Source organism: Trichloromonas sp., assembly GCF_041583255.1.
In the GTDB taxonomy this organism is placed as follows: Bacteria; Desulfobacterota; Desulfuromonadia; order Desulfuromonadales; family Trichloromonadaceae; genus Trichloromonas.
On the sequence record NZ_JBFHGD010000210.1, the window covers coordinates 1 to 5,745 of the forward strand.

Here is a 5,745-nt window from a genome sequence, read left to right on the forward strand (position 1 = left end):
CATCAAGGGCGGCGACTTCCGTGCCCGTGAGGCCGACGTCTGGCGTCTGGCCCAGGTGTCCAACAACATTATCGACCAGTGCGTGGCCCAGGGCGTTCCTTTTGCCCGTGACTACGCCGGCTACCTCGACAATCGCTCCTTCGGCGGCGCCCAGGTCTCCCGTACCTTCTACGCCCGTGGTCAGACCGGCCAGCAGCTGCTGCTCGGCGCCTACTCGGCTCTTTGCCGCCAGGTTCAGGCCAAGACGGTCACCATGCACCCCCGCACCGAAATGCTCGACCTGGTCGTGGTCGATGGCGTAGCCAAGGGGATCACCGTGCGTAACCTGACCACCGGCGAGATCGAGTCCCACTGGGGCGATGCCGTGGTTCTGGCCACCGGCGGTTACGTCAACGTCTTCTACCTGTCGACCAACGCCATGGGCTGCAGCGTGACCGCCGCCTGGAAAGCCGCCAAAAAAGGCGCTTACATGGCCAATCCCTGTTACACCCAGATTCACCCGACCTGCATCCCGCAGAGCGGTGAGCATCAGTCGAAGCTGACCCTGATGTCCGAGTCGCTGCGGAATGACGGGCGCTGCTGGGTTCCGAAGAAGAAGGAAGACTGCGACAAACCGGCCGGCTCGATTGCCGAAGCGGATCGCGATTACTACCTGGAGCGCAAGTACCCCTCCTTCGGTAACCTGGCTCCCCGCGATATCGCTTCCCGCGCCGCCAAAGAGCAGTGTGACGATGAGCGCGGCGTCGGCCCCGGCAAGCGTGGCGTTTACCTCGACTACGCTACCTCCATTGCCCGCGTTGGCGAACACACCATCAAGGAGCGTTACGGCAATCTTTTCGAAATGTATGAAAAGATCACCGATGAGAATGCCTACAAGCAGCCGATGCGCATCTACCCGGCCCCCCACTATTCGATGGGCGGTTTGTGGGTCGACTACAACTGCATGAGCAACGTGCCCGGTCTGTTCGTTCTCGGCGAAGCCAACTTCTCCGTCCACGGCGCCAACCGTCTCGGGGCTTCGGCTCTGATGCAGGGTCTTGCTGATGGTTACTTCGTCATTCCTTACACCATCGCCAACTACCTGGTCACCATCAAGCCCGGCCAGGTTACCGACGAGCATCCCGAGTTCAAGAAGTCGGCCGACGAAGTCAAGGCCAACATCAACAAGCTGCTTTCGATCAACGGCAAGAAGACCGTCTCCGAAATGCATCGCGAACTTGGCAAGATCATGTGGGAGAATGTCGGTATGGCTCGTAGTGATGCCAGTCTCAAAGATGCTCTCAAGCGGATTCCTGCGCTGCGTGAAGAGTTCTGGAAGAACATCAAGGTCACCGGCAGCGGTGCGGAATTCAACCAGCAGCTCGAAAATGCCGGTCGCCTGGCCGACTTCCTCGAGTTCGGCGAAATGATGGCCAAGGACGCTCTGCATCGTGAGGAATCCTGTGGCGGCCACTTCCGCGTCGAGCACCAGACCGAAGACGGCGAGGCCATGCGCGACGACGAAAACTTCTGCTACGCCGCGGCCTGGGAGTTCAAAGGCGTCAACAAGGAGCCTGAGCTGCACAAGGAGCCCCTGAAATTCGAAAATGTACACCTGGCAGTAAGGAGTTATAAATAATGAACCTTACATTATACGTATGGCGCCAAAAGGGTCCTAAAGAGATGGGCAAGCTGGAGCAGTACGAGGCTCCGCATGTCAGCCCCGACCAGTCGTTTCTGGAAATGCTCGATGATGTGAACGAAGAGCTGATCAGAACCGGGAAAGATCCGATCGCTTTTGACCACGATTGCCGTGAAGGCATCTGCGGCATGTGTTCACAGGTCATCAACGGTCGGCCTCATGGCGGCCAGGATCGCACTACGGTCTGTCAGCTGCACATGCGTTCCTTCAAAGACGGTGACAGCATCTATATCGAGCCCTGGAAAGCCAAGGCTTTCCCGATCGTCAAGGACCTCGTCGTTGACCGTGCCGCCATGGACACCATCATGAACTCCGGTGGCTACACCTCTTGTCATACGGGCGGCGTACCCGATGGTAACGCTGTGATGATTGGCAAGCCTGAGGCTGACTATGCCATGGACGCCGCCGAGTGCATCGGCTGTGGCGCCTGTATTGCCGGTTGTCCCAATAGCTCGGCCATGCTGTTCACCGGTAACAAGGTGGCCCAGCTCGCCGTTCTGCCGCAGGGTCGCCCCGAAGCCAAGGCTCGGGTCAAGGCAATGACCGAAACGCTGCAGGAATGTGGTTTCGGCAACTGTTCCAATCACTACGAGTGCCAGACATCTTGCCCGAAAGGGATCGATGTCAAGTTCATCGCTAAGCTGAATCGGGAATACATCAAGTCACTGCTCCCGTAATTCAGTCACCATGATCGTGTTCAATCATAAAGGGGAGGGTCTTGCGACCCTCCCCTTTATGATTGTATTGACCCATGTAGGGTTGAAATATTATCAATTGCCTTGATTTTGCTATTTGGTTAAAGCTCTTTGGTATTGACAATTTTAAAATATCTGTTTCAATGTAACTCAACGCTAACACTTCAGGAGGTTCAAATGCGTAAATTACAGATGGTATTATTGGCGGGTGGCGCTTTGGTTCTTTGCCTGGCTGGATGTACTGCAAGTCTGTCTCCGGCGGACCAGAACCTTCTCAAGCAATCTCTTGAGGCAAGTACTGCTGCATCTCAGTCTGCTCAGGCCGCTGAGGCTTCCGCAATGAGAGCAGAAAAAGCGGCCGCTACCAGTGAAGCTGCCGCCGCTAAAGCTACTGATGCGGCAAGCAGGGCAGACGCTGCGGCAAGCAGAGCTGAGCAGAGTGCGCTGAAAGCAGAAAAGGCTTTCGAGATGGGCTTGCGCAAGTAAGTTGTCAGTAGTTTGCAGAGACAGTTAGATTAAAGCCGGGGGCTACGTTAGCAGAACGTAGCCCCCGGCTTTATCTTTAGAAGCAGCTTCAAGTAAAGGAGCAATAAGGGGCACAGCCGAAGTCGACCGACGAACCATTTAGCTGAGACTTATCCAAAGCCTTGGGGCGCCAGGCTACTGGCTTAACCTGGGCTTTGTCGCGGTTACAGGTTAGAGCTGTGTTGCTCTGCGGCGAACGATATAGGAAAAGGAATGCCCCGGTTTTCTTTGAGGATCCGCTCTATTCCGTCCCAGTCGAGCGTTCCGCTCCAGTTGAGAACTCTCGCCTGGCGGACTATTTCTTTCTTTAACTCATCGTCGTTTTCCTGCAAATCCCGGTGGACTTCCAGAAAGAGGATATCGTTTTTCCTGCCGACCTTTATCGGGTTGTTGATGATTTGCAACGGGGTTCCGATGGCGGCCCGGCTGAACAGATCTTGTATGTCCTGGGCATAAAGACGCAGGCACCCGTGGCTGACTCGTCGACCTACTCCTAGCGGGATGTTGGTTCCGTGGACACCGAAGCCCCCCCGGGAAAACCCCATCCAGAATTTACCCAGGGGGTTGGATGGCCCCGGAGGGACGGAAGCCGGAGATTCCGGGCGTTCCTTGCGGATGGACAGGGGGACGGTCCAGGTCGGGTTTTCAATTTTACTCAGGATGGCAAATTGTCCAAGGGGAGATTCAGTCCCCTCCGTGCCGATGCCCACCGGGTAGGTTCGTGCCCGAAATCTGCCGTTTTCTTCCCAGATGTAATACAAGCGCAGTTCGGCAAGGTTGATCGTGATGCCCGGATTGGCCTCTATCGGCAGGATCGATGAATACGGCAGCAGGACCACTTGCCCCGGTGAAGGGAACCAGGGGTCGATGCCGGGGTTGGCATTTTTGACGTTGGTATACCCCAGCATCTTGTCGCGAGCCAGTTCCATCAGGGTTTCTTTCGGGCCGGCGGTGTGAAAGCGGTGGGCGCCGATCACTTCTCCCTGCCAATCCGGGCTGAGTAAGAACGAGTCGGATTTAAGTTCCGGGTCCCAGGCGCATACGCTATGGGCCGTCAGCAAATAAATTAGCACAATGGCAAGGCAATGAATTTTTTTCCACATCTGCGTATGATATCCTGTCGTATATTTGAATTGTTTTTATTGAGGAGTCGTCGCATGAAAATGGGTGTCCGGACCCTTTTTCTCATCGCTTTCGTTACGCTTTGGCCGTTTTGTTTTACAGCCCATGCCTTATTGTCTTTTGAGCCGATCGAAGTGATCGTGACGGGAGTCACCGACGATGCGCTGACGAATGTGCAGGCCGCTCTTGCCCTTCCCGTGGGACTGGTGGCCGAGGACCGCAGTATCGATCGCCGCTGGTTGGAACATTTCCGCAGCCAGATCCCCGCCAAAATCGACCGGGCCCTTGAACCCTTTGGTTATTTTGAAACCATAACAAGCTCCCGGCTGGAAAACCACAAGAAAAATCAGGTCCGCCTGCTGGTCGAGGTGAAGCCGGGAAAACCGGTCCGGGTGGCAACGATTCGTGTCGCAGTGATCGGACCCGGCGAACAGCACAAGGCCCTGCAGCGCCAGGTGGAGGCATTCCCACTGGCCGTTGGGGATATTCTGCGGCAGGATTATTATGAAAGGGCAAAAGGGGAATTGGTGGCGACTGCACTCGATCTGGGCTTTCTGCAGGCGGAGTTCGTCACCCATGAGATTCGCGTCAATCGGGCCCAGCGCCGTGCTGAAATTGAACTGGTGCTCTCCACGGGAACGCAGTTGCGTTTTGGCAGCGTTCTGCTGTATGGCGCTCCCGACTACCCCGAGTGGTTTCTCAAGCGGCACCTGGCTTTTGCCGAAGGAGATGTTTTTTCCCACGCCAAACTCGGACAGACCCAGCTGAATTTTTTAGATTCCGACCGCTTTCGGGATGTCATTATTTCCCCGCGTGAAGATTTGACGCAAAATGACAAGGTTCCGATTTCAATGCAGCTGGTGCCCTCGGTTCGTCGGCGTCTGCGGCCGGGGCTTGGCTATGGCACCGACACCGGCGCCCGTTTTTCGCTGCGCTACAAGGACGTCAACCTGCTCCACCGCGCGCATCTGTTTGAGACCGACTTGCTGATGGCCCAGTGGCGCCAGTCCCTGGTCTCCACCTACACCATGCCTTCCGCCCGAAACCTGGAGACTCAGACAGCATTCCGGCTCGGTTACAAGGCCGAGGATGTCGAAACCTACGAGACGCGGTCGATATTCGCCGAAGCTGAACAGATCTGGGGCTTTGGCAAGGGGCGGGCAGGATCGGTTTTCCTGCGGCTGCTGCAGGAAGATTACATTGTCGGCCAGGAGGATGACCGTTCCCGGATGGTTATTCCCGGGATACGTTTTTCGCGGCGTCGTTACAAAGACCCGGTGCGCCCGCAAGCCGGCTATTCCTTCAGCCTTGAAGCGCGCGGGGCGCACCAGCACCTGGCATCGGATGTCAGCCTGCTGCAGCTGCTGGCCTCGGGAAATACCCTGGTCAGGCTGCCTGCCCGGTTTTCGGTTTTTGTCCGGACCGAAGGGGCAACCACCTTGCAGAACGAGCCCCTCGCAGAGGTTCCGGCATCGATGCGGTTTTTTGCCGGCGGGGATCAGAGTGTGCGTGGTTACAGTTACCAGTCGCTTGGACCAAAGGACGACCTGGGCCAGACGACAGGCGGCAAGCATCTGGCCGTCGGCAGTATCGAGCTGGAAAGGAAGCTTTGGGATAATTGGGGGGTGGCCTGTTTTTACGATGTCGGCAACGCGTTCAACAGTCTTTCAGATATCGAGTGGGCGCAAGGGGCCGGCATCGGTGTGCGTTATTACACCCAGG

At 56.6% G+C, this 5,745-nt stretch carries 5 protein-coding genes; 4 read left to right on the top strand and 1 reads right to left on the bottom strand.

What is annotated here, in order from left to right:
• From ABYV89_RS13890 to ABYV89_RS13900, 3 genes are all read left to right on the top strand, one after another.
• On the top strand, positions 1-1,618 hold a 1,618-nt coding region (locus tag ABYV89_RS13890), incomplete at its 5' end, for a fumarate reductase/succinate dehydrogenase flavoprotein subunit (RefSeq protein ID WP_432823541.1).
• Positions 1,618-2,358, top strand: a complete 741-nt coding sequence (locus ABYV89_RS13895; protein WP_432823542.1) for a succinate dehydrogenase/fumarate reductase iron-sulfur subunit — start codon at positions 1,618-1,620, stop codon at positions 2,356-2,358. The genes ABYV89_RS13890 and ABYV89_RS13895, both read left to right, overlap by 1 nt.
• Positions 2,359-2,553: 195 nt before the next feature.
• Positions 2,554-2,862: a hypothetical protein gene (locus ABYV89_RS13900; RefSeq protein ID WP_432823543.1), complete on the top strand. Its 309-nt coding sequence runs from the start codon at positions 2,554-2,556 to the stop codon at positions 2,860-2,862.
• Between the two features lie 203 nt (positions 2,863-3,065).
• Here ABYV89_RS13900 and ABYV89_RS13905 read toward each other — a convergent pair whose 3' ends face one another.
• Positions 3,066-4,004, bottom strand: coding sequence for a L,D-transpeptidase (locus tag ABYV89_RS13905; RefSeq protein WP_432823544.1), 939 nt, complete (start codon positions 4,002-4,004; stop codon positions 3,066-3,068).
• A gap of 159 nt (positions 4,005-4,163) precedes the next feature.
• Between ABYV89_RS13905 and ABYV89_RS13910 the strand changes: the two genes are divergently transcribed.
• Positions 4,164-5,745: autotransporter assembly complex protein TamA (locus ABYV89_RS13910; protein ID WP_432823545.1), on the top strand; the 1,582-nt coding region annotated here is incomplete at its 3' end.

Coding starts and splice junctions, on each gene's coding strand:
- ABYV89_RS13895 (WP_432823542.1), top strand. CDS start 1,618: ATGAACCTTACATTATACGTATGGCGCCAAAAGGGTCCTAAAGAGATG.
- ABYV89_RS13905 (WP_432823544.1), bottom strand. CDS start 4,004: ATGTGGAAAAAAATTCATTGCCTTGCCATTGTGCTAATTTATTTGCTG.
- ABYV89_RS13900 (WP_432823543.1), top strand. CDS start 2,554: ATGCGTAAATTACAGATGGTATTATTGGCGGGTGGCGCTTTGGTTCTT.